Source organism: Pseudomonas lactucae (genome assembly GCF_036688725.1).
GTDB lineage: Bacteria > Pseudomonadota > Gammaproteobacteria > Pseudomonadales > Pseudomonadaceae > Aquipseudomonas > Aquipseudomonas lactucae.
Window position 1 is genome coordinate 187,561 of the sequence record NZ_JAQQPT010000001.1, and the last position, 25,205, is coordinate 212,765.

The following is a 25,205-nucleotide window of genomic DNA, read 5'->3' on the forward strand; positions in this document are numbered from 1 at the left end:
ACTACAAAAAATGAACAGGGGCGCGATATTAGCACAGGGTGAGCGCCGCCCAACTCCGGCGCGTTCACCCTGTTTTCAGAAACACGGGGCGCGTTGCACGCCCCGGCGCGTCAAGTGATGTTTTGGGTGGCCGGTTCATCCAGCCCCATGGCGTGCAGGCGCGAGTAGTAGCCGCCCATGGCCAGCAATTGGACATGTGTCCCACGCTCGACAATTTCGCCGTGATCCATCACCAGAATCAGGTCGGCCTTCTCGATGGTCGACAAGCGATGCGCGATCACCAGGGTGGTACGCCCTTTCATGACCTTGTCCAACGCCGCCTGGATATGTCGCTCGGACTCGGTATCCAGCGCCGACGTCGCCTCATCGAGGATCAGCAGCGGCGCGTTTTTGAGCAGTGCGCGGGCGATTGCCAGGCGCTGGCGCTGGCCACCGGAGAGCAACACACCGTTCTCACCGACTTCGGTGTCCAGGCCTTTGGGCAACTCGGCGATGAAGTCCATGGCGTAGGCATCGGCGGCGGCTTTTTCGATGTCGGCACGCGGTGCGTGGGCCAGGTCGCCGTAGGCGATGTTGTTGGCCACGGTATCGTTGAACAGGGTGACATGCTGGGTCACCTGGGCCACATGCCGACGCAGGTTGCGCAGGCGATAGTCTTCGATTTCCACCTCATCGAGAAGGATTTCGCCTGCTTCGTGGTGATAGAAACGCGGGATCAGGCTGGCCAGTGTCGACTTGCCGCTGCCCGAGCGCCCGACCAGGGCGATCATCTGCCCCGGCTCCGCGCTGAAGGAGATGTTCTTGAGCACCTCGCGTTCGGTTCCCGGGTAAGTGAAGCTCAGGTTGCGCACATCCAGGCGGCCGCTGACGCGGTCACGCTCAACTGTGCCGGTGTCGACCTCAGGCTCTTCATCCAACTGCTCGAAGATGCTCTCGGCACCCGCCACGCCTTTCTGGATCGTCGAGCTGACTTCGGACAGCTGGCGGATCGGCTTGGGCAACAGGCCCGCCGCGGTGATGTAGGCCACCAGGTCACCGGCCGTGGCGTCGCCGCGCAGCAGCAATACCAGGAACATCAGCGTGGCCATGGCGGTGTAGATCACCAGTTGCAGCATCGGGGTGTAGACCGCGCCGGTCTTGTTCATGCGCAGTTGCTTGTCGGTGTTGCCTTGGCTGGCGGCGGCAAAGCGGCGCTCTTCATAGCCTTCGCCACCGAAGCTGCGCACCACGCGGTAACCCTGAATGGTTTCCGAGGCCACGTGTGTCACGTCACCCATCGCCACCTGGATTTTCTTGCTCTGCTTGCGAAATTTCTTGCTGGTGCTGCCGACCATGATCGCGATCAGCGGCAGGATCGCCAGCATCACCAGGGTGAGTTTCCAGTTCATCCACAGCAGGTAGCCGAACAGGAACACCACCGTCAGGCCCTCGCGGATCACGACCTTGATCGCATCCGTCGCCGCGCCGGTGACCATGGTCACGTTGAAGGTGATACGGGAAATCAGATGCCCCGAGTTATGGGTATCGAAATAACGGTTGGGCAGCACCAGCAGCTTGTTGAACAACTGCACGCGCAAGTCATGCACCAGGCCCAGGGACACCTTGGCCAGGTAGTAGTTGCCCAGGAAGGAACCCAGCCCTTGCCACGCAGCGATCAGGATGATCAGCAACGGCACGGCCATCAGCAGTTTCAAGTCCTTGAACAACGGGACCTTGGGCATGAACACCACGTCGGGATTGCTCAGGCCATCCACGAAGTATTTGAGGATCCCGGCGAGCATCGGCTGGGTGGACGCAAAGATCACGAAGCCCACGATACTCAGCAAGAACATGCCGATGTAGGGTTTCACATAGCCCAGCAGCCTGAGATAGATTTTCAGGCTGGACTCCTGGTCCGCTTTGGGCGGGGCGTCACTCATGGTCAAGCTCACTGATGGGATGGGACGCGAACTTTATCACAAGCGTCGGGTTTGGCCCGAGCCCAGACCAAAACACTGGCCAGCGCGATCGGCAGCCAGGAGATGAACCACTCGGCCCGTGGCGTACCGGTCAGGCTGGCGGCATCGAACTGCATGGCCAGGAACGAGAACACCCAGACGCCGATCACGCCCTTGCCGTAAAGCGTGTCGCGCGCCTTCCAGGCCTGCCACAGCACGCCGAACCACAGGCAGCACCACAGCAGCAGGCCCGGCAGGCCCAGCTCGATCGTCACATGGGTGAACAGGTTGTGGGAGTGATCGAAATAGAGGTCATCGGCAAACACCCTGTACTCGCCGCCCAGGCCCAGCCCGGTCCAGGGACGCTCGCTGATCATCTGCATGGCCGCCATGAAGATCTGTGGCCGGTAGGACACGCCACGGGACAGCATCAACGACTGCATGGCGAAGAACACCGCCAGCGCCGCCACCGCCGCACCAATGGCAATCACGCTGGAGCGACGGTCGCGGCACCAGGCGGGCATGGCGACGATGGTCAACAACAACGCCAGTGCCGCGCCGCGGCTTTGGCTCAGCACCACGAACAGCCCAAGAAGCCCGATGGCCAGCGCCCAGCCCACCTGCATCCAGCGGCCACGCGGCATCCAATGCAGCAGCCAGACCGCCGCCACGCCAATCACATAGGCGCCCAGGATCGGATGGGACAACTCACCCAGGCCTTCGAGGCGGGCGTACCAGACGTTGTGCTCCAGGCCGTAGAACTTGATGATCGCCACCAATGACGACAACGCCAGGCCAGCACCGCCCCATTGCATCACGCGGATGACCTGCTCGGTTCGGCCACAGGCAAACACCGGGAAAAACAGCAGGAACACGCCGATATACAACAGGCGCTTGGCCTCGCGCGAAGGGTCGTGGGCGTTGGTCCATGTCAGGCTGATCATGCCCCAGGCCGCCAGCAACACCACCATCACGCACAGCCAGCGCTGTTCACGCCAGACCTCCTTGAGTCGTTCTCGCGCCGCCCAGGCAAACACCATGGCCGGCAACCAGAGAAACAGTGTCAGCCCTTGTTGATAAAGCTTGTTGGTCGGTGCGAAGGCAATTGCCAGCAAAAACCAAAGCAGCCCCAAAATCATCCATACCTGCGCCCCACGACTTGCCTGCATCACCCGCTCCTGAATACGTTCAACCTGCCACCCCGGCATGGTTAAAACTCAAAACTTTCGGCATTATTGCCGATCACTGTGCCCGCGACTCCCACAAGGCTTTCCGACGATGCAATGTTCAAGGCTTCCCCAAGCCGATTTAAACGCGATGATTGACGGTGCCAAAATCCTCGAAAAGGACAGCTACGGCCCCAAAGTCTACCTGCTGACCGACGGGAATATCCTTAAACTGTTTCGCCGCAAGCGTCTGTTTTCGTCCGCGCTGTTTCGCCCCTACTCCAAACGGTTCATCGACAACGTGGCGCAATTGCAGCAGCGCGGCATTCCCACCTTGACCGTACTGGCGTTCTACCAATTGACAGCTCCCGGCATGACGGCCGTGCTGTATCGCCCGTTGCCAGGGGAAACGTTGCGCCAGATTTCCAATCAGGAAGGTTTTGACTGGCAGACGAACCTCGACCCGCTGGTGGCGCTTATTCGCCGCCTGCACGGCGCGGGGATCTACTTTCGCTCCCTGCACCTGGGCAACATCGTGGTCACGCCCGATAACGAGATGGGCCTGATCGACGTGGCTGACATGCGTTTTCTGCGCGCGCCGCTGAACCCGGAACTCGCGCGGCGCAACCTGCAACACTTCGCACGCTATATTGCTCGTGAGAAGCTGAACGAACGCTTTCCAATGCAAGCATTGGAGCAAGCGCTGCTAGCGGCATGAGAACAGCCGCCGGGTAGTCTGTGTGAACTCGTCCCAGGCCTGGTCCGGTGCCAGCACCCGTGACTGAGCCTCGACGACCTGCGCACCGGACGTCGCGAACGCACGCGCCATAAGGTCGCCCCACGCGGCTGCATCATCGGCGGGGGCGTACCAGCCGGCGTCCCCCAGTTGCTCGCGGAACACCGCCAGTTCACTGGTCAGCACGGGAACGCCGGCCATCACCGCTTCCTGCAGGATCAGTCCCAAGCCCTCTTCGGTTGACGGAATCGCCACCCAGTCAAACGCCCGGTAAAGGGTCGCCGCCTCAGGCAGGTGCCCCGCAAGCGTCACCTTGCCCTGCAAACCAAGCTGCTCGATACGCGCCTCAAGCGCTTCCCGAGCCGGCCCTTCGCCAATGATCACCAAGCGTGCGTGCGGTTTATCGGCCGACACACCGGCAAAGGCCTCCAGCAAACACGCAAACCCCTTGCCCTCGACCAACCGACCGACCGCGCCCAGCACCGGCGAGCCCGTCAACGGCAACTCCAGACGCGTTCGCGCCTGTTCGCGGGACAACGCCGCCGCTCGGAAAGCGGCAGGGTCGAAGGCACTGCGCAACACCGCCACCGGCCGCTGCAGATGACGCTCAAGGGCGTCGGCCAGGGTCTGCGACACTGCGGCCAGCGTGAGTTGCGACGCGGGAAACTGCGCCACCAGTTGTTGATCAGCGCGGCGCAAACGCGTGGCGCCATGAAAGATCACCACAGCGCGCACGTGCGGCAAACGCTTGAGTACCGGTAAAAGCACGCGTGCGACACCGATGCCGTCAAGCAGTACAACCTGCACGTCCTCAGGCAAGGCCTTCTGGAAACGTGCGCGCATCCAGGGCATCAGCAACTTCCACAGGTGCCGCCCCTTGAGCCTCGCAGAGGAAAGGTTCCACTCCACGGCCTGTTCGACCAGGCCCTCACTGTCGGTCGCGCGGCCTTGAAGCAACCAGGTGTGCACAGGTACGCCGCTGTCTGCGTGGGACAGTATTTGCTGATGAACCTTCTGCACCGAAGCAAATGCAGTACCACCAGCCCACATGACGTTGAGGATACTCATCAAAAAAACCTTATGCGGCGTGGGTATGACTAATCGGGTCTACAGATGGATCAACCAACCGATGCCGACCCCAAGGACCAGCATGACCGCCAGCTTGATCCGCTCTCGCCGCTTGCGTCGCGCTTTGGTCAAGCGCTCTTCCGCCGTCGACACATGCAAACCGAAACCGGTATGCAGGACCGCATCGCCTTCCAGGGTCACGGCCGCCAGGTTCAACTGTGCGTAACGCTTGGAAAGCCCCTTCTCGCCCGCGAACCCCGCATAGGGTGCGCACAAGCGGTACTCCTTGATCCGCCGCAGGCCAGGGTTCAGCGAGAACCCCTGCCACTCGGGCTTGTCGGACAGCAACGGATAACACGGCACCCCGCCGATCACTTCGCGCGGCCCCAGATGAATATAGGGGCTGTGCACCTGCAAGTCGTACACATAGTTGCGCAACCAGACCTGGAGAATATCGGGACGCTGCTCCAGTACCGTCTTGGAGTCCTCGACAAAACCCGGTCGATAAAACGCCCAGTCATCCTCGCAATGGAAGATGTAGGCCGTCTTGACCGACGCGTAAGCCAGGTCGATGGATGCCAGTTGCCCAAGCTTTGGCCGGTTGACGAAAAAAGTGCAGTGGCTGCGCCAGTGTTCGGGAATCGCCAGACGTACCGCGTCGTCACCGGCGTCTTCGGTAATCAGGACTTCACGGATATCCGCCGTGTTGAACAGGTCGAAGCTCTCAAGCGTGCGCTTCAACAAATCGAAACGGCCGCAACTGGTGACGACAAGCGTTATGTCGCTCTGATCTGAGAATTGCATCCAAGCCTCGATAATATTATATGGCCGTCATTTGGCCTTAATCACATGCCCAGTTTCAGGCGCAGCCTTTCCATCAAGCTCAATGGAGCACGCGCCCGCAGCGGGGGAGCAAGTGCCTCGACAATGCGCTGGCCAATACGTGCAAAACTGAACTCGCTCACAGCCAGCGTTTGCCCGCTGCGCGCAATGTCTGCGGCCAACTGCGGGTTGGCGCGCAAGATCGCGAGCTTTTCCTGCAATTGAGGGATGTCCTTGTAGAACACCACATTGACCATGTCTTTGAAACCCAGCGCCGCGTTTTCCGCCGCGCCCTGGTCAAATGCCAGCAACACGCAGCCGCAGGCCATGGCCTCGAAATTCTTGATCATGTATTCGCCCATGCCCACATCGGCACTGACGAAAAAACGGATGCGGTTGAGGGTCGCGCAGTATTCCTCACCGGATTTGGTGCGCGTCACCACCAAAGGTTCAACCTTGGCCAGCTCATCGAGCAACGCCTTGCGACCACTGTAGGCCACGCTGTTGGTACTGCCGACAAACGCCAGTTCCATGTCCCGCTCACGATCCTGTGGCTGCAGCAGTGCCTGGTCGTAGCCCTTGGGCACGAACACCGCGTCGAAGCCTTCGGCGCGCAGGCGCTCGGTGACCATGTACCCCGAGCTGATCACCCGCGCCCAGGGCAAGCGGCGGTAGTGCGCACTGAACTTGCCGGTGTATTTGCACGGAATGTAGTTCTGATAGGCATCGTGTTCGAGGATCACCAGGTTCGGGATGGTGCGGATAAAACCGGCCTGGCGAATCTCCTGTTTGAAGCGCAGGAAGAACACAATGCGGTCATAGCGGCTCACATCGACTTCACGCCGGAAATATCCGCGCAGGTTGCGTTGCTCGTCACTGCTCAACCAGCGGGTATCGCATTCGCAGTGTTCGGCAATGCCGTCGTACAAGCGATCCAGAATGGCGCGCTGTTCTTTCTGGACCAGAAACAAAACTCTCATGACTTTTCCTTTCACAAACGCCAGAACAACTCATGCCGTCGTACGGCCTTGCGGAAAAACTCGTTCTCACCATACGGCGACCGCGACCGCCCCGCCAATACGCGCTGCAGCCAGCGCCGCACACGGCGCTTGAACGGCGCTGGGGGTTGCAGGTCGTGCATCATGCCAAGCGCCATGGCCTTGTCGCGCTGCTGCGCCAGCGACAGCGGCAGGCTGCACGGACGTAACTCAAGCGCGTCGTCGAACTGCGGCGGCAAGGCGATACCGGTGCCGGCGTCGCCCATGGGCCAGCGGTCGTTGTCATGCAGGTGATTGGCGTAACCCAGGACAGTCGCCGGTTGCCACTCCAACCCCGCCAACGCCTCCATCACGGCCTGCTGCGCGCAGATGTGATCCGGATGTGGGTCGAGGATCGGATGAGGCAATACGATCACCTCGGGGCGTGCGGTCAACAGTAACTGGCGAAGATCGGCCAGCAGGTTGTTCCAGGTCGGCAAGCCGTCTTGATCCGCCGGCAAGGGGAACGGATTGAACTGGCGAAACAAACGAATATCCGTCAGGTCGGCTTCCCGTGAAGCAACCGGCTGATCCGGCGTAGCGCGCATCGCCGGCAGTTGCAGGCAGAAGTAGCCCAACTGCACACACTGCGCCTCGGGCACCCCGGCCCAACGCGGCACGGCGATGCTGTCCCAGGCACGCAAGCGACCTTTGAGCCGCGAGGCTTCGACCGGGTCCAGGCCCATGTGCCGATAGTGCTCGGCTTCGATTTCACCGGCCGTGAGGGTCACGATCCACGGCGCTTGCGCCTGGCTGTAAAAACCGAACGCGGCCAGTTCCGCATCGTCGGCATGGGGCGCGATCACCATCACGCGCTGCGCCGAGTAATCCGGATGGCGCCAGGCCCATAGCCTTGGTGTGCCCTGCACGCTGCAGAACCGCCCGCGCAACCGCAGCTCACCCGCCATCAGCACAGGCGCCAAGCCACTGAGGTTAAGGTAACGCACACCGTTCACGCCGCGCTCGAATGCCTGGCGATCCGGGCTGTCGCCTCCCGAAACCTCAACGACGGGGTCGAAAAAACGCCCCAGCCAGCCGCCCTTGATTTTAACGGCCAGCACCAGAGTCGCATCGGCCGCCAAGGGCTGGTCCGCCAGCAGTCGCCCGCCTTCAAAGCGAACCCCGGCCACCTCGGCGTCCGCCGCAAACCGGTATTGATAGTCTTCGCCAGGGGCATAAAACAGGTGGTCGGCAAACCAGGCCTCATGGGCGACCCAGGCCAGCACGCCAAGGACAAACGGCAACCACCAGGCCACCCAGACACCGATGATCACCAGCAGCAACAGACCGATCAGCAGGCCAACCCGCTTATTACGCCGATGGCGCTTGAGCAACTGCTGTTTGCGGCTCATACGCTCAGCACCGGTACAGCGTTGCACCAACGGTCCTTGTATTCACGGTCGGCGCGCCCGAAGGAAAAGCGCAGCGGTTTGCCGACTTCGCGGGCCTGTTCCCAAGCGCTCTGCGTATTGAGGAAGCTCAACACGCTGCCCGGACTGAACGCACGGGTCTCGGGGTCGACGCCACCGTTGACGTACTCCACGCTGATCCACTCGGGCGACTCGACCCGGTACACCAACTGCACCGCAATAGGTGCGTCGTTGAGGAAGATGACCGAACCGATCAGCCACTCGCGCAGCAGCTCGATTACCTCGGCCATGTGCTCGGCGCCCGTGGCGACAAAGCCCCAGCGGCGCAGGAACAGATCGCAATAGATGGCCGCCAGCTCGGTACTGGAAAACTCGCTCACCGGCCGCACCACACCGCCGGCCTCTTCCAGCAGGCGCAGTTCGCGGCGCTGGTTGTAGCGAAACTTCTTCGACAGCTCTTCCGGAGTGCGGGCCATGGCCAACTGCTCGGCCTGGGGCCTGAGACCGCTGAAACGGCCTTCGTTCAAGGTCGACAGGTAGCGCGCCCGATGCCGCAACGGCACCTGGGCATTGGCGGCGGCCGGCAGGATCAACTCGGCATTACCCAGGTCGAACAGGCCTTTCTTGCCGTTTTTCTTGAGGACATCCTTGGACAGCGCCAGGTCGCGGCCCCAGGTGGCGATGCAGGCCTGGCGTTCCCCGCCCGACTCCCAGGCCAGGTAACGCACCGGGATATCGGCCAGCCCGGCCAGGCGCTCGATCACCTGCGGATGGGTCGCGACGCTGCCGCCAAAACGCTGCCATGCCTCGCTGTAGGCCGGTGCGTCGACGACGGACCAGCCCCGCTCGCGCCAGCCTTGGAATCGATTGAGCATCAAGCCCCCGCGGTCAGTTCAATAACGTGCGGCAGTTGCCAGAAGGTATCGCGTACCGCCTGATCCGAGAACTGCGTGCGCAGGCGCTCCAGCATCATCTCGGCGCACTGGCGTTGCTGCTGCCGATCCATGGCCGCCAGGTGCCGCAGCCCCTGGGCGAGGTGCTCGGCGTCGCCGAAGGGAAACAGGATACCCACGCCTTCGACCACTTCTTTCGCCCCGCCACAGGCCGTAGCCAGCAACGGCACGCCGGCCGCCATGGCTTCGAGCAGCACCATGCCGAACGGTTCATGGTCGGAACTCAGGGCAAACACATCGAACGCGCGGAAATAGCGGCGCGCATCCGGCACCTGGCCAAGGAACAGCACCTTGTCGGCTATCCCCAACTCACGCGCCTGATCCTTGAGCGCTTGTTCAAGACGCCCGGTGCCGAGGATCGCCAGGCGGCTTTGCGCCGGCAAATGCGGCAACGCCAGGGCAAAGCCCTTGAGCAGCGTGGACTGGTCCTTGTCCGGGTGCAGGCGGCCGACATTGCCGATCACCCATTCATCCGGCGACAGCCCCAAGGCATCACGCGCTTGGTCCACAGGTGCCTGGATGGCCTGTAACGCGTCAACATCGATACGGTTGTACAAGGTCTGGATACGCGCCGCAGGCCACGCCGGCAGGCAGCGGCGCATGTCGTCACGCACCGCGTCGGATACGCCCAGCAGGCTCAGGCGCTTGCGGAAAATCCCGGCAAACAACCTGCGGCTGCCGCGTTGATAATCACCAAAGGCGTGATGCACACCGATCACCGGCAGGCGCGTGCCGAGCAAGGCGATGTAGATCGGCTTGAAGCGGTGAGCGATACACAGACTGAAATTGCGCGATGCGGCGATCCTGCGCAGTTCACGGATGGCGCCCAGCTTCAGGCCACGAATGGCCTTGGAGCTGAATTCCATGAACAACACCTCGTCCGAGGCACAGCCGGCGGCGACACGCGGATCGGCGACCCCGGTGAGAAACACCGTGGTCACCTTGTAGCCTGTGCCTGCGAACAAACTGGCGTATTGCCGCGCGCAGTCCAGGAACGGCCCGTCATAACCGTGGCAGAACTGCAGGACGTGGCGGTCAGCCGAGCGCGTCATAAGGGTCCACGCCGTCTTTGACGACCAGGATGTCTTCCATGATCAGGTATTGCAGGTCGGAACCGAAGAACATGTCCAGCGCGTCTTTCGGCGAGCAGATCATCGCTTCGCCACGACGGTTGAGCGAGGTGTTCAGCGACACGCCGTTGCCGGTCAGCACTTCGAGCTCTTTCATCATGTCGTAGTAACGCGGGTTGTATTCGCGCTTGAGCACCTGGGCGCGGGAGGTGCCATCTTCATGGACCACTTCCGGCACACGGGCCTTCCATTCTTCGGCGACTTCAAAGGTGAAGGTCATGAACGGCGCAGGGTGATCGACCTTGATCATCTGCGGGGCCACGGTGTCGAGCATCGACGGGCAGAAAGGCCTCCAGCGCTCGCGGAACTTGATCTGGTGGTTGATGCGATCCGCAACGCCGGTTGCGCTCGGGCACCCGATGATCGAACGACCGCCCAACGCACGCGGGCCAAACTCCATGCGGCCCTGGAACCAGGCCACCGGGTTGCCGTCGACCATGATCTTGGCGATGCGCTGGGGCATGTTCTCGATCTTGCGCCAGTTCGGCTTGCTCTCGTGCCTGGCGCACGCGGCGATCACATCCTCGTTGCTGTAGGACGGGCCGAGATAGACGTGTTCCATCTTCTCCACCGGTACACCACGGGCATGCGACACATAGGCAGCCGCACCGACGGCGGTGCCGGCATCACCGGACGCCGGCTGCACGAACAGCTCCTTGACGTCGTCGCGGGCAATGATCTTCTGGTTCAACTTGACGTTCAGCGCGCAGCCGCCGGCGAAGGCGAGTTTGCCGGTGTCCTTGAGGATGTCGCCCAGGTAGTGGTCGATCATCTGCAGGGCCAGCTTCTCGAACAAGGCTTGCATGCTGGCGGCATAATGGATGTAGGGTTCGTCGGCGATATCGCCTTCGCGCTTGGGCCCCAGCCACTCGATCAGTTTTGGTGAGAAGTAGAAACCCTTGCCCTTTTCTTTATAGCGGCGCAGGCCGATGACGTTGGCGTAGTCGGTGTTGATCACCAGTTCGCCGTTTTCAAACGAAGCCAGGCGCGAGAAATCGTATTTGCTGGCGTCGCCGTACGGCGCCATGCCCATGACCTTGAACTCACCGTCGAGCATCTCGAAACCGAGGAACTCGGTGATCGCGCCGTACAGGCCGCCGAGGGAGTCCGGGTCGTAGAATTCCTTGATCTTGTGGATCTTGCCGTTTTCGCCGTAGCCGAAGAACGTGGTGGCGTACTCACCCTTACCGTCGATACCGAGGATCGCGGTTTTTTCCTGGAAGCCCGAGCAGTGGTAAGCACTGGAGGCGTGGGCCAGGTGGTGCTCAACCGGTTCGATCTTGATTTTCTTCGGATCGAAGCCCAGTTGCTCCAGGCACCAGACGATCTTGTTGCGGTAGCGCTTGTAGCGACGGTTGCCCATCAGGATCGCGTCGAGGGCGCGGTCCGGGGCATACCAGTAACGCTTGGCGTAGTGCCAGCGCGCCTCGCCGAACAGACTGATCGGAGCGAACGGGATCGCCACCACGTCAACGTCGGAAGGCTTGATGCCGGCCTGTTCCAGGCAGAACTTCGCCGACTCGTAGGGCATGCGGTTCTTTGCATGTTTGTCGCGTACGAAGCGCTCTTCTTCGGCGGCCGCGATCAGCTTGCCGTCGATATACAGGGCTGCGGAAGGATCATGGCTAAGGGCGCCGGACAGGCCAAGAATCGTCAATGCCACAGGGGTCTAGCCTCTTTTAGTCTGCATGCAGGCGGGTCGCGCCTGAAAAAAGTGTGCTTCCCGCCTGGGCAGGAAACAGCTAAAGGGCGGGATTATAGCTTAAAAGCAGACGAAAGCTGTTAGCGGCAAGCGGCAAGCCATTAGGAACTAACGGAGTTCAAGGCTGCCGTGGGCACTTTGCCGGTAGATCGTATAGGGGAGAATGAGCGTGTCGAGGACGCCGGAGACAGGCAAGTCGAGAACGGCCCAGGGCACGCCGGGAATGAATCCGGTAATACGATCGTTCCCACGCGCGCGTGGGAACGATCAATACAGGCCTCTCACGTGAAGCACGGGGAACCATCACACTTGCCTGGGCAACCGCTGATCAATCAGTTGGTACAACGCACTGTCCTGCGGCCAGTTACGCATGAACCGCGCCCGATCCCTGGCATACGCCGGTGCGAAACTGGCGGCTGAGCTGTGCTGACAGACCGAATCCAGATCAATCAGCGCCCAACGGTCCTCGTGCCAGAACAGGTTGTGGCCCTTGAAATCCCCATGGCTGATGCGCTCGCCAATAAGTTGGGCAAACAGGTGGTCCAGGGCCAGCAATTCGCTTTCCGGCACGTCACCGTTGTCGATGTAGGGCGCAAAGCGCTCGATGATGTCCGGGCCCGGCAGGTATTCGGTGATCAGGTAGGCACGGCTGCGCAGCCAGAAAACGCGCTTTTCCAATACGGCCAGTGGCTTGGGCGTGGCGATACCCAGGAACGCCAGGCGGTTGCCTTCACGCCAGGAGTGCCAGGCGCGGCTTGGGCGCCAGAAGCGTTTGAGCCAATGGGCGAACCCCTTGATGTTGTAACGCTTGATCACCAACGGACGACCGGCCACCTCGACCTTGGCCACGCTGGCGGCACCGCCGGTCTTGTACAGGTGGCCGCGGTCGAGCAGCGCATCGGCCTGTTCCAGCACCGGCAGCATCGCAGGCTCTTCTTCGCGACGAATCGCGCGCAAACCAAACGCACCGCGCACTACGCTGAACAGCGTGCATTCACGGCCGGCCTTGTTCAAAAAGTCCTTCAAGCGCCAGGCACTGACCTTGCGCACCTGTTTTTCCAGCGCTTGCAGCGGCAACGCGTGCTCACTGTTGCCGAGCAGGTAATACACCAGCAGTTCCTCGGTAAACGGCTCGAGGTTTTTCGGCAATTGGGCGAAAAACACGCCGAGGTTTTCCAGTACTCGGTTGCGCGACAGCGGTTTACCAGCTTCTTCGACACGGATGCCCGCACCGTCGATCAAGTACAGCTTGCCGTCCTGGCGCAGCAGGTTGTCCAGATGCAGGTCTTCCTGCCACAGCCCTTTGCTGTGCATCTGCGCGATCGCACCCAGCGCTTCGGCGAGCACCGCGGTTTGTTCGTCGGCCAGCGGCGGCAGCGCTTCGACGGCCTGCCAGGCATCGGCCAGGCTTTCGGCGCCTTCGAGGAACTCGAACAGCAACCAACCGCCCTCGCCTTCCTGCAAGCCATCGGCGAGCAACCGGGGGGTGGTCAGGCCGTGTTCGGCCAGCAGGCGCACGCCCGTGAGTTCACGCTGAAAATGCCGCGCGGCCTTGCTGCCCACCAATAACTTGGCCAGCACCGCACGCCCGCGCCAGACCGCCGCGCCCACGTAACGCTCGCCCGGCAATACACGCAACAGGCTCAGCAGTTGCAACTGGCCGGGGCCGACGGCGTCCGCAAGGTCGAGGGTCAGGGGCAGGCTCAGGGTGCGGCCGGCCTTTTTCAGCTCGGACAGGCGCATCAGCGGTTCTCCTTGTGGCTACGCCGCTTCGTCAGGCGCTGCAGCCAGGTGGCGACCAGCGGACTGTCTTCAGGCTGGTCGAGATAAGCCGCCAGCAATTGGCGCACCTGCGCGTTCGACCACTGCGGTGCGCGGCGCAACAGCGGCTCCAGGTCCTTGACCCGGTCACGCCAGCCGAACAGCAACGGGCGGGTTTTCTCCAGGTCGATCAACTGCGCGGCGTAACCGTCACCGGTCGCCTGCAAAAAAATATGCTTGGGGTAAAAACAGCCATGCACCTGGCCCACGCCATGCAGCCGGCGCGCCAGCCGGCCACAGGCCAGCAGGATGGCCCGGTGTTGGGCGTCGCTCAGTTGCGGCCATTGCTCCAGCACCGAATCCAGGTCGTTCCAGCCATCCAGGGCACGGGTCAGCAACATCGCGCGGTGTTCGCCAGCCACCTTGCGTTCGCCATAGAACGCCGCCTGCAGAGCCGGGATGCCCAGCGTGCGATAACGGCTGATATTGCGAAATTCGCGGGAGAAACTCGGCTCGCCCAACGGCCGGTGCAGACTGCGGGTGAGGTAGTTGCTCTGGCGCTTGAGGTAATACCCGTGGCCCTCTATCTCCAGGCGGAACACACTGCTCCAACCGCCGCGACTGGTGTTCGGCTCGTCGACGGCGTCCAGTTGCTTGGCCCACAGCGCGTCGAATGTCGCCAGGCCGTTACGCTCCAGCACGGCACGGTCTTCAGCCGCCAGAAAATCACTCATTCGCGCCCCTCGAAAAACTTCACCACGTGGCGAATCCGCCGTTTGTCCGAATCACTCAGGTGCCGACTGCCACGGTACTGCAAGTAGAAACGCAGGCGCTGGGTGGCCGACAGGTGATACTTGGCCACTTTGTCCAGGCAAGCCAGGTCCTTGGTGATGCGGTATTTGAGCCAGAAACCACGCCAGAAATCGCCGTTGGGGCAGTCGATCAAATACAGAGTCGACTGATCATCGACCAGCAGGTTGCGCCACTTCAAATCGTTATGGGTGAAGCGATGATCGTGCATGGTGCGCGTGTATTCGGCGAGCTGGCGGCTGACCGCATCGACCCATTTGGGGTCGCGCAGGCGCGCATCGCGGTGCTCGGCCAGCACCGAGAGGTCTTCGGTGCGTGGCAACTCGCGGGTGATCATCGCGCCACGGTCATAGGCCAGGCCGTTGCGCTCCAGGCCCCAGGCCACCACGTCGGCGGTGGGTATGCCCCACTTGGCGAAGCGCTTGAGGTTCTGCCATTCGGACTTGACCCGCGGCTTGCCCAGGTAGCGTCGCAGGCCCTTGCCGGCGCCGACGTAGCGCTTGACGTAGTAATTGACCCCACCGCGCTGCACCCGGATCACCTCCGACAACGGGTCGCGGGTCAGGCGCTCGCCTTGCAGGGCGAACACCGCTTCGAGGCTGCCGAAATCATCCGCCAGGTTGGCGTACGCAGGTTCCAGGATCCAACCCGCCATCAGAGCGCATCTCCATATCGCTGCTTGCGTGCGTAGAGCTTGTCGGCCTTGGCTTGCAGCCACTGCAACAACGCGCTTTCTTCGGCCAGGATCTGGCGCAACGGCTGCTGGAAGTAGCCCTTGAGAAAGCGCAGCTTGTCACGGCGGGTCAGGCCGATGTCCAGCGCCGAGAAGTACAGCGCGGCCAGGTCCTTGTCGCGCCAGCGATGACTGATCTTGTCGCGGGTCTGGGCGCGGTGCAGGTCGATCACCGAAAGTTTGAAGTGGTCGGCGGTCACCGGCGTGTCAGTGTGCAACAGGAAATGGCAGATGTAGCAGTCGCGATGGTTGACCCCGCCGCGATGCATCATGCCCGTCATGCGCGCCACTTCGGCGATCAGCGCACGCTTGAGACGTGGCTCGGGCGGCTGTTTGCGCCAGTCGATGCTGAAATCTTCCAGGCTGACGGTGGGCGCCAACTCCTCGGTGACGATGAACGAATGCTGATCGGCCGGGTTGCTGCCGCGCTCGCCATAAGCCACCGCGGTCATGGTCGGCACACCCAATGCCTGCAAGCGCTGGATCGCCAGCCATTCCTGGCCGGCGCCCAATACCGGGAGTTTGGCGGTGACCAGGTTCTTGACGATCTCGCCCCAGCCGATGCCACGGTGAATCTTCACGAAATAGCCACGGCCATCCACCTCGGTACGCAAGGTGCGACGCGCTTCGAGTTCACGGTACACCTCGCCTTCCAGCGCCTCGACGGCGGCGAACGCATCGCGCCCGGCCCAGAGGGTCTTGAACGGTTCGGCAAGCATCAACTTCATGGTTTTGGCTCCGCCAGAATCACATCCGCAGCGTGCTGCGGCATGCTGTAGAGGTCGGCCGTCTCGGCGAAGGCCAACCCATTGCGGCTCCAGGCCGCGCGCTGTGCAGCGTCACTCAACATACGTACCAGGTAGCCGTTGAGCTGCGCTTGTTCAAACGGCTCATCCAGCACCAGGCCGCTGTCGGCCTCATTGATGTAATGGGCATAACCACACACCGCCGAGACCAGCACCGGCAGGCCGGCCACCAGGGCTTCGAGCAACACGGTGCCGGTATTTTCGTTGTACGCCGGGTGGATCAACAGGTCGGCGCCCAGCAGGAAACGCGGAATGTCGCTGCGTCCCTTGAGGAACTGCACGTTATCGCCCAAGCCCAACGTGGCGCTCTGCAATTGGAATACTTTGGGGTCGTCCTGGCCGATTACAAACAGACGGGTGCGTTTCTTCAGTTCCGCGGGCAAGGCGGCCACAGCCTTGAGGCTGCGGTCGACGCCCTTGGTCTTGAAGCCCGAGCCGATTTGCACCAGCAACAGGTCGTCATCGCCGAGGTTGAATTCCTTGCGAAACCCTTCGCGGATCTCGGCCGCGTTCGGCGGTGCGCGACGGTCCTGGGCGATACCCGGCGGCAGCAGGTGGAAGCGTTCCAGCGGGGTGTCGTAGTGTTTGATGAACAGCGGCTGCTGCACTTCGGAAATCATCAGGACTTCGGTCTTGGCGTCTTTGGCGAACACTGCGCGTTCGTAGTCGGCAAAGTGCTTGTAGCGGCCAAAATAGCGGTACAGCGAATGCCGCAGGTTTTGCGCCTTGTCTTCAAAGCAGCCATCGGCGGCGTAGTACACGTCCAGGCCGGGCATTTTGTTGAAGCCGATCAGACGATCCACCGGGCGCTTGGCCAGGTCGGCTTCCATCCACGCACTGAGTTTCTCGTTGCGCCGATGATTGAGGAACGCCTTGACCGGCGCCACCAGCACTTCGAAACCGGGCGGGATATCGCCCTCCCAGATCAGCGTGTACACACGAATCTGATGGCCGCGCTGCTGACACTCCAGGGCGATGCGCATGAAGTCACGCTGCAGGCCACCGAAGGGAAAGTATTTGTACAGAACAAAAGCCAGTTGCATCAGTGCAGCTCCTCAGCCAATAACAACGTGCTCAGTCGGCTGGCCACACGCTCAGGATTCAGGCGCGTGAAGCACAGGGGCGACTCGCGCTTGATGTCGAACCGACGCAGGTCGTCGGCCGTCGGTTGATAGGTACAGTGCTTTTGCAGGCACGGCGCGCACGACCAGTCGCTGGCCAAGTGAATCTGGCCCTTGCCGTAGGCACCGGTCAGGCCGGGATTGGTGGGGCCGAACAGGGAAATGGTCGGCACATCCAATGCGGCGGCCAAATGACCAAGACCCGTGTCCACCGCTACGCAGGCACGGGCACCGGCCAGTACGCGGGCCACACCGGCCAGGTTGAGCTTGGGCAACACTTCGGCATTGTCCAGGCCTTGGGCCAGGCGTTCGGCGCGGGCCTTTTCGGCGGAGTTACCCCAGGGCAATTTTACGTCCACGCCCAGCCGCCCCATGCGCTCGGCCAGCTCGCGCCAGTAGGCTTCGGGCCAGTGCTTGGTGTCCCAGGTGGTGCCGTGCAATAGCAGCACAAATGGTTTTTTGGGCGGCAGGCCGAGCAGCTTGTCGGTGCTCAAGCCGTAGTCGCCCAGGCCTTTGGGCAAGTCATACCCCAGCGCCACGGCGAACAATTGGCGCAGACGCTCCACCGCATGCTGCCCACGGGCCACGGCCAGGCGTCGCGAATAGAAACGCGCAGCGAGCGGTTCACGGGCGGAGCTTTTGTCGAAACCCGCCACCGGCGCGCGCACGTAGCGAGTCAGCCAGGCGCTTTTGAGCAGGCCCTGGGCATCGATCACCAGATCGTATTTGGTCGACTGGACTTGCTGCTTGAAGCGCCGCCACTCACCGTTCTTGAGGGTTTGCCAGAGGTTCTTGCGCCAGCGGCGAATCGCCACCGGGATCACTTTGTCCACCGCCGGGTGCCAGGTGGGAATTTCGGCAAAGCCCTCTTCCACCACCCAGTCGAATTGAATGCCGGGGATCGCCCGCGCCGCGTCGGTGAGTGCCGGCAATGCATGGATCACATCGCCCAGGGATGAGGTCTTGATTACCAGTACCCGCAACTCAGTTAACCTCGACCACAGTGCCCTGCAACCGCTGCAAAGCCTCGTTCACCGGCTGCGGCAACAGCTGGCGCATGCAATTGTAGTGGCCGAAACGGCAGGTACGGTCAAAGCACGGGCTGCAATCGAGGCCCAGGCGCACCACTTCGACCTGGTCGGCCAACGGCGGAGTAAAGCCTGGCGAGGTGGAGCCATATACCGCCACCAGCGGGCGATTCAGCGCCGCTGCCACGTGCATCAGGCCGGAGTCGTTGGACACCACCGCATCAGCGCAGGACAGCAAATCGATGGCCTCGGCCAGCGACGTGTCGCCACTGAGGTTGACGGCCTCTTCGCGCAGGCCGGGGATCAGGCGCTGACGAATGTCTTCACCCACCGGATGATCTTTTTTCGAGCCGAACAGCCACACCTGCCAGCCTTCGCGAATCTTCGTCTCGGCGACTTTGGCATAGTGCTCCGCCGGCCAGCGCTTGGACTCGCCGAACTCGGCACCGGGGCACAACGCCAACACCGGGCGATCCAGGCTCAGGCCGAACTTGGCCAGCGCCGCATCGCGGGTCAGCGGGTCGATCTGCAAACTCGGGCGTGGGTACGGCTTGGGCAACTCGGCACCCGGCGCGTAGGCCAGGGCCATGAAGCGCTCGATCATCAGCGGGTAGCGCGCTTTGTCGAGCGTGCGCACATCGTTGAGCAGCACGTAGCGGAACTCGCCGCGCCAGCCGGTGCGCTTGGGGATGCCGGCAAAATACGGCACCAGCGCCGACTTGAGCGAGTTGGGCAGCAGGATCGCCTGGTCGTACTGGCCGGCCAGGGATTTGCCGATGCGACGGCGCGTTGCCAGCTCCAGGGCGCCGTGGCCGAGCGGGAAGCTCAAGGCCTTGCGCACTTGCGGCATGCGCTCAAGGATCGGCCGGCTCCACTCGGGGGCGAGCACGTCGATCTGGCAGTCTGGATGGCGCTGGCGCAGGCACTGGAACAGTGTCTGTGCCATCACCATGTCACCGACCCAACTGGGCCCAACGATCAGAATATTCATGTAGTTTCCACAAACGATGCGGGGAGGCTTATGCCTCCCCGCCCTAATAGTGTTTCAGCTCAACCCCAGCGTCTGCCAGATACGCATCACTTGTCGCCGTTCGTCAGCGAACTGATCACCGGGCACCGTACCGGCCTCGTTTTGCAAAGCCTGTCGATGCGCGGCGGAACGGTAGGCCTTATACACCTCGCGCAGCAGATGGGCATCGGCGGCGGGCATCAACCCCACCTGCTCCAGGCCTTCCAGAATGCGAATATTGTCGGTGTAGCGCAGCAACGATGGATGTTGCGCAGACCACGCCAAAGCGGCGTATTGCACCATAAATTCAATATCGACGATACCTCCGGCGTCCTGCTTGAGGTCGAACACCGTCGTCGCTTCGAAGGCATTGGCGCCGGTACCGGCCGCCGTGCCCTTGGTACCCAGGTTGTCACGCATCTTGGCGCGCATCTCGCTGACCTCCTGGCGCAGCTTCGCCAGGTCGCGTTCACGCCCCAACACCTTGGCCCGAACCTGCTCGAAGGCCTGGCCCACATCCTGACTGCCGACCAACACCCGCGCACGTATCAGGGCCTGATGCTCCCAGGTCCAGGCTTCGTTTTCCTGATACCGCTCAAAGGCGCCAAGGGAACTCACCAGCAAACCGGAAGCACCGGATGGTCGCAGGCGCATGTCGACTTCGTACAACTGGCCCGAGTTGGTCTGAGTGGTCAGCAAATGAATGATGCGCTGGCCCAGACGGGTGAAGAATTGCGCGCCATCGATGGGCTTGGCCCCATCGGTTTCAGCATGGGGATCGCCATCGTGGATAAACACCAGGTCCAGGTCCGAACCATGCCCCAGTTCGATCCCGCCGACTTTCCCATAACCGACAATGACGAATCCAGGATCGCACAGGGTGCCGTCCAGGCGTTGCGGCGAGCCATGGCGCGCCACGGTCTGGCGCCAGGCCAGGGCCAGCACTTGTTCGAGGATGGCTTCGGCAAGCCAGGTCAGGTAATCGCTGACCTTCATCAACGGCAGGCTGCTGGCGATTTCCGAGGCGGCCACGCGCAGGCGGTGGGCGAGCTTAAAGTGACGCAACGCTTCCATCTGCTGCTCAAGGTCATCCTCGGGGATGCGTGTAAGGCGTTCGCGCAGTTCGGCGGCCAGTTCCGGGGCCAGCGGCGGCTTGAACAGGCGGCCTTCGTTGAGCAGTTCGTCGAGCAGCAATGGGAAACGCGTGATCTGCTCGGCGATCCACGGGCTGGCGGCGCACAGGGTCAACAGGCGACGCAGGGCGTCCGGGTTTTCGGTGAGCAGCACCAGGTAAGCGGAACGACGGGCGACGGCCTCGACCAAGGGTAATACGCGCTCCAGCACCAGGTCCGGATCGGCATGCTCAACCGCCTGGGCCAGCAGGCGCGGGATAAACGCGTCCAGCCGCTCGCGCCCCAGGCGTTGCATGGCGCGCAACTGCGGGCTGCCACGCAAACCGGCCAGGGCCTTGAGGGCCTTGGGCGCATCGCTGAACCCCCCTTCGGTCAATTGACGACAGGCGGCGTCTTCATCCTGCGACTCTTCCCACAGCGGCAACCACTCGCCGCCCACGACCAATTCGCTCTCCTCGCCCTCTTCTTCATCGGGGTCGGCAATCACTTGGCGGAAGTGCCAGTCCACCCGACCGCGCCAGTACATCAGGCGCTCATGGAATGCCGACCAATCGGCAAAGCCCAGCATAAAGGCAATGCGCGCCTGGTCTTGCGGGCCGTCCGGGAGCATCTGCGTCTGTCGGTCGGCAATCGCCTGGATCGCGTGTTCGGTGTAACGCAGGAATTCATAGCCGTTGCGCAGCTCGGCGATCACCGCGGGCGGCAGGTAGCCCTGGCCTTCGAGGGTGCCGAGCACGTTGAGCAATGGCCGCTGCTGCAGGCTGAGGTCGCGGCCGCCGTGGATCAGCTGGAACGCCTGGGCAATGAACTCCACCTCGCGAATGCCGCCCGCGCCCAGCTTGATGTTGTCGGCCATGCCTTTGCGCCGCACTTCCTGCTGGATCAGCTGCTTCATGGTGCGCAGCGCTTCGATCGCGGAGAAGTCCAGATAGCGGCGATAGACGAACGGCCGCAGCATGTCCAGCAACTGCGCACCGGCTACCTGATCACCGGCAACCACGCGCGCCTTGATCATGGCGTAGCGTTCCCAGTCGCGGCCCTGGTCCTGGTAGTACTGCTCCAGTGCATTGAAGCTGAGCACCAGCGCACCGGCCGAACCGTAGGGACGCAGGCGCATATCGACGCGGAACACGAAGCCGTCGACGGTCATCGGATCGAGGGCCTTGATCAGTTTTTGACCAAGACGGATGAAAAATTCCTGGTTATCCAGCGAGCGTTTCACGCCCACCGTTTCACCGCCCTCGGGGTAGGCGAAGATCAGGTCGATATCCGATGACAGGTTCAGCTCCATCGCACCGAGCTTGCCCATGCCGAGGACGACCATGTGCTGCGGCTCGCCGCTGCGCCGACCGGTGGGCGTGCCGAACTGCACGCAGTGGCGCTGGTACAGCCAGTGGTAGGCCTGGTCGATGCAGGCGTCGGCCATGTCGGAGAGGTCACGACAGGTTTGCACCAGGTCGGCCTGACGCGTCAGGTCGCGCCAGATGATGCGCACCTGCTGGCGAGTACGCTGGCGCCGCAAGAGGCGACCCAGTTGCTCTTCTGTTTCAGCCTGTTGCACGGCACCGGCGATTTGCCCGCACAGTTCGCCCGGGGCGAAGCCACGGTCCAGTTCGCCCCAGGCGACCAGTTCGAGCAACATCAAAGGGTCACGAACACTCTGTTCAATGACGAAATCACTGGCGCCGCACACGCGGGCGAAGTCGGCCCACCGTTGCGGCGTCCACGCAGAAAGGCCATGATCGTCGTCCAGCGTGGCCACGGCGTCACGAAATGACTGCTCGGCACGCTGGGCAATGGGAAGAAGAATGGCAGGCAAGTCGGCCAGCGTTGGAAGGCTCATGGTCTATCCTTGTTCGGCGCGTAGATGGCGTGTAGCTGTGAACGCAGGAACCACGTTCGGTGACGGACTGTCGAACAAAGGTTATAAATAGCTGAAAATTCATAATTTTTGGCAGGCAACATTAAATCCATACCTTTTCTTGTTCGCAAAAGATCAACAATAACGATTATGCTCACCAGCCAGACCGAGCAATCCGCTCAGTCTTGTGTAGTTTTACTACTCGTATATACATTCGAAAGGCTGAAATGGCCGACGATTTGTAGTAAAACTACAGGACGCCGAAGCAACCTTCGGCCATCCAAGAATTTATGTCGTCTGCCCACAAGGCCAGTCGCAAACTTCAGGCAACCGATTCTGGTAGCCTTTCCGCCCTGGAGCAAGCCATGCAAGACCTCGATCCCGTCGAAACCCAGGAATGGCTGGACGCCCTGGAATCGGTTCTCGACAAAGAAGGCGAAGACCGTGCTCACTACCTGATGACCCGTATGGGCGAACTCGCGACCCGCAGCGGCTCGCAACTGCCCTACGCCATCACCACGCCATACCGCAACACCATCCCCGTTACCCACGAAGCACGCATGCCTGGCGACCTGTTCATGGAACGCCGCATTCGCTCGCTGGTACGTTGGAACGCCATGGCGATGGTAATGCGCACGAACTTGAAAGATTCTGACCTGGGCGGTCACATCTCCAGCTTCGCCTCCAGCGCAACCCTGTATGACATCGGCTTCAACTACTTCTTCCAGGCCCCGACCGACGAACACGGCGGCGACCTGATCTACTTCCAGGGCCACACCTCGCCAGGCGTCTACGCCCGTGCGTTCATGGAAGGTCGCATCAGCGAAGAACAAATGAACAACTTCCGCCAGGAAGTCGACGGTCAGGGCCTGTCGTCCTATCCGCACCCTTGGCTGATGCCTGATTTCTGGCAGTTCCCGACCGTATCCATGGGTCTGGGTCCAATTCAAGCGATCTACCAGGCACGCTTCATGAAGTACCTGGAAGCCCGTGGTTTCATCCCTGAAGGCAAGCAGAAAGTCTGGTGCTTCCTGGGCGACGGCGAGTGCGACGAGCCGGAATCCCTGGGTGCCATCTCCCTGGCTGGCCGCGAGAAGCTGGACAACCTGATCTTCGTCATCAACTGCAACCTGCAGCGCCTCGACGGCCCGGTTCGCGGCAACGGCAAGATCATCCAGGAACTCGAAGGCGTGTTCCGCGGCGCGCAATGGAACGTGACCAAAGTCATCTGGGGCCGTTTCTGGGACCCACTGCTGGCCAAGGATGTCGACGGTATCCTGCAACGCCGGATGGACGCAGTCATCGACGGCGAGTACCAGAACTACAAAGCCAAAGACGGCGCGTTCGTGCGTGAACACTTCTTCAACACGCCTGAACTCAAGGCGATGGTTGCCGACCTGTCCGACGACGAGATCTGGAAGCTCAACCGTGGCGGCCACGACCCGTACAAGGTCTACGCGGCGTACCACGAAGCGGTCAACCACAAGGAACAACCGACCGTTATCCTGGCCAAGACCATCAAGGGTTATGGCACCGGTGCCGGCGAAGCGAAGAACACCGCGCACAACACCAAGAAAGTCGACGTCGACAGCCTGAAGTTGTTCCGCGACCGCTTCGACATCCCGGTCAAGGACGAAGAGCTGGAGAACCTGCCGTTCTTCAAGCCGGAGCCAAACAGCGCCGAAGCCCGCTACCTGAGCGAGCGTCGTACCGCACTGGGCGGTTTCGTGCCACAGCGCCGCGCCAACAGCTTCAGCGTACCGACCCCGGACCTGAGCACGCTCAAGGCCATCCTGGACGGCTCGGGCGACCGCGAAATCTCCACCACCATGGCCTTCGTGCGGATCCTCGCGCAGTTGGTCAAGGACAAGGAAATCGGCCCGCGCATCGTCCCGATCATCCCGGACGAAGCCCGTACCTTCGGTATGGAAGGCATGTTCCGCCAGTTGGGCATCTACTCCTCCGTCGGCCAGCTCTACGAGCCAGTCGATAAAGACCAGGTGATGTTCTACAAGGAAGACAAGAAGGGCCAGATACTCGAAGAAGGCATCAACGAAGCGGGCGCCATGAGCTCCTTCATCGCAGCCGGTACGTCGTACTCCAGCCACAACCAGCCGATGCTGCCGTTCTACATTTTCTACTCGATGTTCGGTTTCCAGCGTATCGGCGACCTGGCATGGGCAGCCGGCGACAGCCGTACCCGTGGCTTCCTGATCGGCGGTACCGCAGGCAGAACCACGCTGAACGGCGAAGGCCTGCAACACGAAGACGGTCACAGCCACATCCTGGCTGCCACCATCCCGAACTGCCGCACCTTTGATCCAACCTACGGCTACGAGCTGGCGGTGATCATCCAGGACGGCATGAAGAAGATGACCGAAGAGCAGCAGGACGTTTTCTACTACATCACCGTGATGAACGAGTCCTACCAGCAGCCAGCCATGCCGGCCGGCGTGGAAGAAGGCATCATCAAGGGCATGTACCTGCTCGAGGAAGACACCAAGGAAGCGGCGCACCACGTACAGCTGATGGGCTCCGGCACCATCCTGCGCGAAGTGCGTGAAGCGGCGAAGATCCTGCGCGACGAGTTCAATGTCGGCGCCGACGTGTGGAGCGTTACCAGCTTCAACGAACTGCGTCGCGACGGCCTGGCCGTGGAGCGCAACAACCGCCTGCACCCTGGTCAGAAGCCACAACTGAGCTATGTCGAAGAATGCCTGAACGGCCGTAAAGGTCCGGTCATTGCTTCCACCGACTACATGAAACTGTTTGCTGAACAAATTCGCCAGTGGGTCCCGTCCAAGGAATTCAAAGTCCTGGGCACCGACGGTTTCGGCCGCAGTGACAGCCGCAAGAAGCTGCGTCACTTCTTCGAAGTCGACCGTCACTTTGTGGTGTTGGCAGCCCTGGAAGCCTTGGCTGACCGTGGTGAGATCGAACCCAAGGTGGTGGCTGACGCTATCGTCAAGTTCGGGATCAACCCGGAAAAACGCAACCCACTGGACTGCTGAGGAGACTTTTT

20 protein-coding genes are annotated in these 25,205 nt (G+C 61.8%); 2 read left to right on the forward strand and 18 right to left on the reverse strand.

Annotated features, from left to right (window positions below; genetic code table 11):
- Positions 1–110 precede the first annotated feature (110 nt).
- Together msbA and V6M90_RS00850 are read right to left on the reverse strand one after the other, a co-directional pair.
- The gene (gene msbA, locus V6M90_RS00845) at positions 111–1,919 is read right to left on the reverse strand and encodes a lipid A export permease/ATP-binding protein MsbA (RefSeq protein WP_332845952.1); all 1,809 of its coding nucleotides are present in this window, start codon (positions 1,917–1,919) and stop codon (positions 111–113) included.
- A gap of 8 nt (positions 1,920–1,927) precedes the next feature.
- Positions 1,928–3,106, reverse strand: a complete 1,179-nt coding sequence (locus V6M90_RS00850; RefSeq protein WP_141063041.1) for an O-antigen ligase family protein — start codon at positions 3,104–3,106, stop codon at positions 1,928–1,930.
- A gap of 148 nt (positions 3,107–3,254) precedes the next feature.
- Here V6M90_RS00850 and V6M90_RS00855 point away from each other — a divergent pair, with 148 nt between their 5' ends.
- Positions 3,255–3,821: a BUD32 family EKC/KEOPS complex subunit gene (locus tag V6M90_RS00855; protein WP_003171302.1), complete on the forward strand. Its 567-nt coding sequence runs from the start codon at positions 3,255–3,257 to the stop codon at positions 3,819–3,821.
- Here the strand turns inward: V6M90_RS00855 and V6M90_RS00860 are convergent.
- From V6M90_RS00860 to glnE, 16 genes are all read right to left on the reverse strand, one after another.
- Positions 3,810–4,907 (reverse strand): glycosyltransferase, encoded by a 1,098-nt coding sequence (locus tag V6M90_RS00860; RefSeq protein ID WP_003171301.1) that lies wholly within the window; start codon positions 4,905–4,907, stop codon positions 3,810–3,812. The genes V6M90_RS00855 and V6M90_RS00860 overlap by 12 nt on opposite strands.
- Positions 4,908–4,946: 39 nt before the next feature.
- A complete protein-coding gene (locus V6M90_RS00865) occupies positions 4,947–5,711 on the reverse strand; it encodes a glycosyltransferase family 2 protein (protein ID WP_332845953.1) in 765 nt (254 codons plus the stop codon).
- Between the two features lie 41 nt (positions 5,712–5,752).
- Positions 5,753–6,709, reverse strand: coding sequence for a glycosyltransferase family protein (locus tag V6M90_RS00870; RefSeq protein ID WP_332845954.1), 957 nt, complete (start codon positions 6,707–6,709; stop codon positions 5,753–5,755).
- An 11-nt stretch (positions 6,710–6,720) separates the two neighbouring features.
- Complete coding sequence (locus tag V6M90_RS00875; RefSeq protein WP_305428315.1) at positions 6,721–8,118, reverse strand: PIG-L deacetylase family protein; 1,398 nt, start codon at positions 8,116–8,118, stop codon at positions 6,721–6,723.
- Positions 8,115–9,011 (reverse strand): GNAT family N-acetyltransferase, encoded by an 897-nt coding sequence (locus V6M90_RS00880; RefSeq protein ID WP_003171296.1) that lies wholly within the window; start codon positions 9,009–9,011, stop codon positions 8,115–8,117. The genes V6M90_RS00875 and V6M90_RS00880 overlap by 4 nt, the downstream gene beginning before the upstream one ends.
- Complete coding sequence (locus tag V6M90_RS00885) at positions 9,011–10,141, reverse strand: glycosyltransferase (protein WP_003171294.1); 1,131 nt, start codon at positions 10,139–10,141, stop codon at positions 9,011–9,013. Before V6M90_RS00885 ends, V6M90_RS00880 begins: the two co-directional genes overlap by 1 nt.
- On the reverse strand, positions 10,125–11,882 hold the full coding sequence (locus tag V6M90_RS00890) for a carbamoyltransferase family protein (protein WP_141063045.1): 1,758 nt from the start codon (positions 11,880–11,882) through the stop codon (positions 10,125–10,127). Before V6M90_RS00890 ends, V6M90_RS00885 begins: the two co-directional genes overlap by 17 nt.
- A 147-nt stretch (positions 11,883–12,029) precedes the next feature.
- Positions 12,030–12,137 (reverse strand): YceK/YidQ family lipoprotein, encoded by a 108-nt coding sequence (locus V6M90_RS30030; RefSeq protein WP_408637264.1) that lies wholly within the window; start codon positions 12,135–12,137, stop codon positions 12,030–12,032.
- Positions 12,138–12,224: 87 nt separating this feature from the next.
- The gene (locus V6M90_RS00895; protein ID WP_332845955.1) at positions 12,225–13,664 is read right to left on the reverse strand and encodes a lipopolysaccharide kinase InaA family protein; all 1,440 of its coding nucleotides are present in this window, start codon (positions 13,662–13,664) and stop codon (positions 12,225–12,227) included.
- The gene (locus V6M90_RS00900; RefSeq protein ID WP_003171290.1) at positions 13,664–14,416 is read right to left on the reverse strand and encodes a lipopolysaccharide kinase InaA family protein; all 753 of its coding nucleotides are present in this window, start codon (positions 14,414–14,416) and stop codon (positions 13,664–13,666) included. The genes V6M90_RS00895 and V6M90_RS00900 overlap by 1 nt, the downstream gene beginning before the upstream one ends.
- Positions 14,413–15,147, reverse strand: a complete 735-nt coding sequence (locus V6M90_RS00905; protein WP_003171289.1) for a lipopolysaccharide kinase InaA family protein — start codon at positions 15,145–15,147, stop codon at positions 14,413–14,415. The genes V6M90_RS00900 and V6M90_RS00905 overlap by 4 nt, the downstream gene beginning before the upstream one ends.
- Positions 15,147–15,953 (reverse strand): lipopolysaccharide core heptose(I) kinase RfaP, encoded by an 807-nt coding sequence (rfaP, locus tag V6M90_RS00910; RefSeq protein WP_078731283.1) that lies wholly within the window; start codon positions 15,951–15,953, stop codon positions 15,147–15,149. Before rfaP ends, V6M90_RS00905 begins: the two co-directional genes overlap by 1 nt.
- A complete protein-coding gene (locus V6M90_RS00915) occupies positions 15,950–17,074 on the reverse strand; it encodes a glycosyltransferase family 4 protein (protein ID WP_003171286.1) in 1,125 nt (374 codons plus the stop codon). Before V6M90_RS00915 ends, rfaP begins: the two co-directional genes overlap by 4 nt.
- Positions 17,074–18,135 (reverse strand): lipopolysaccharide heptosyltransferase I, encoded by a 1,062-nt coding sequence (gene waaC, locus V6M90_RS00920; protein ID WP_003171285.1) that lies wholly within the window; start codon positions 18,133–18,135, stop codon positions 17,074–17,076. Before waaC ends, V6M90_RS00915 begins: the two co-directional genes overlap by 1 nt.
- Before the next feature lies 1 nt (position 18,136).
- Entirely contained in the window at positions 18,137–19,171 is a 1,035-nt protein-coding gene (gene waaF / locus V6M90_RS00925) for a lipopolysaccharide heptosyltransferase II (RefSeq protein WP_141063048.1), read from the reverse strand.
- 54 nt (positions 19,172–19,225) lie between these two features.
- Positions 19,226–22,165 (reverse strand): bifunctional [glutamate--ammonia ligase]-adenylyl-L-tyrosine phosphorylase/[glutamate--ammonia-ligase] adenylyltransferase, encoded by a 2,940-nt coding sequence (gene glnE, locus V6M90_RS00930; RefSeq protein WP_332845956.1) that lies wholly within the window; start codon positions 22,163–22,165, stop codon positions 19,226–19,228.
- Between the two features lie 383 nt (positions 22,166–22,548).
- Between glnE and aceE the strand changes: the two genes are divergently transcribed.
- On the forward strand, positions 22,549–25,194 hold the full coding sequence (gene aceE / locus V6M90_RS00935) for a pyruvate dehydrogenase (acetyl-transferring), homodimeric type (RefSeq protein ID WP_003171281.1): 2,646 nt from the start codon (positions 22,549–22,551) through the stop codon (positions 25,192–25,194).
- Positions 25,195–25,205 lie beyond the last annotated feature (11 nt).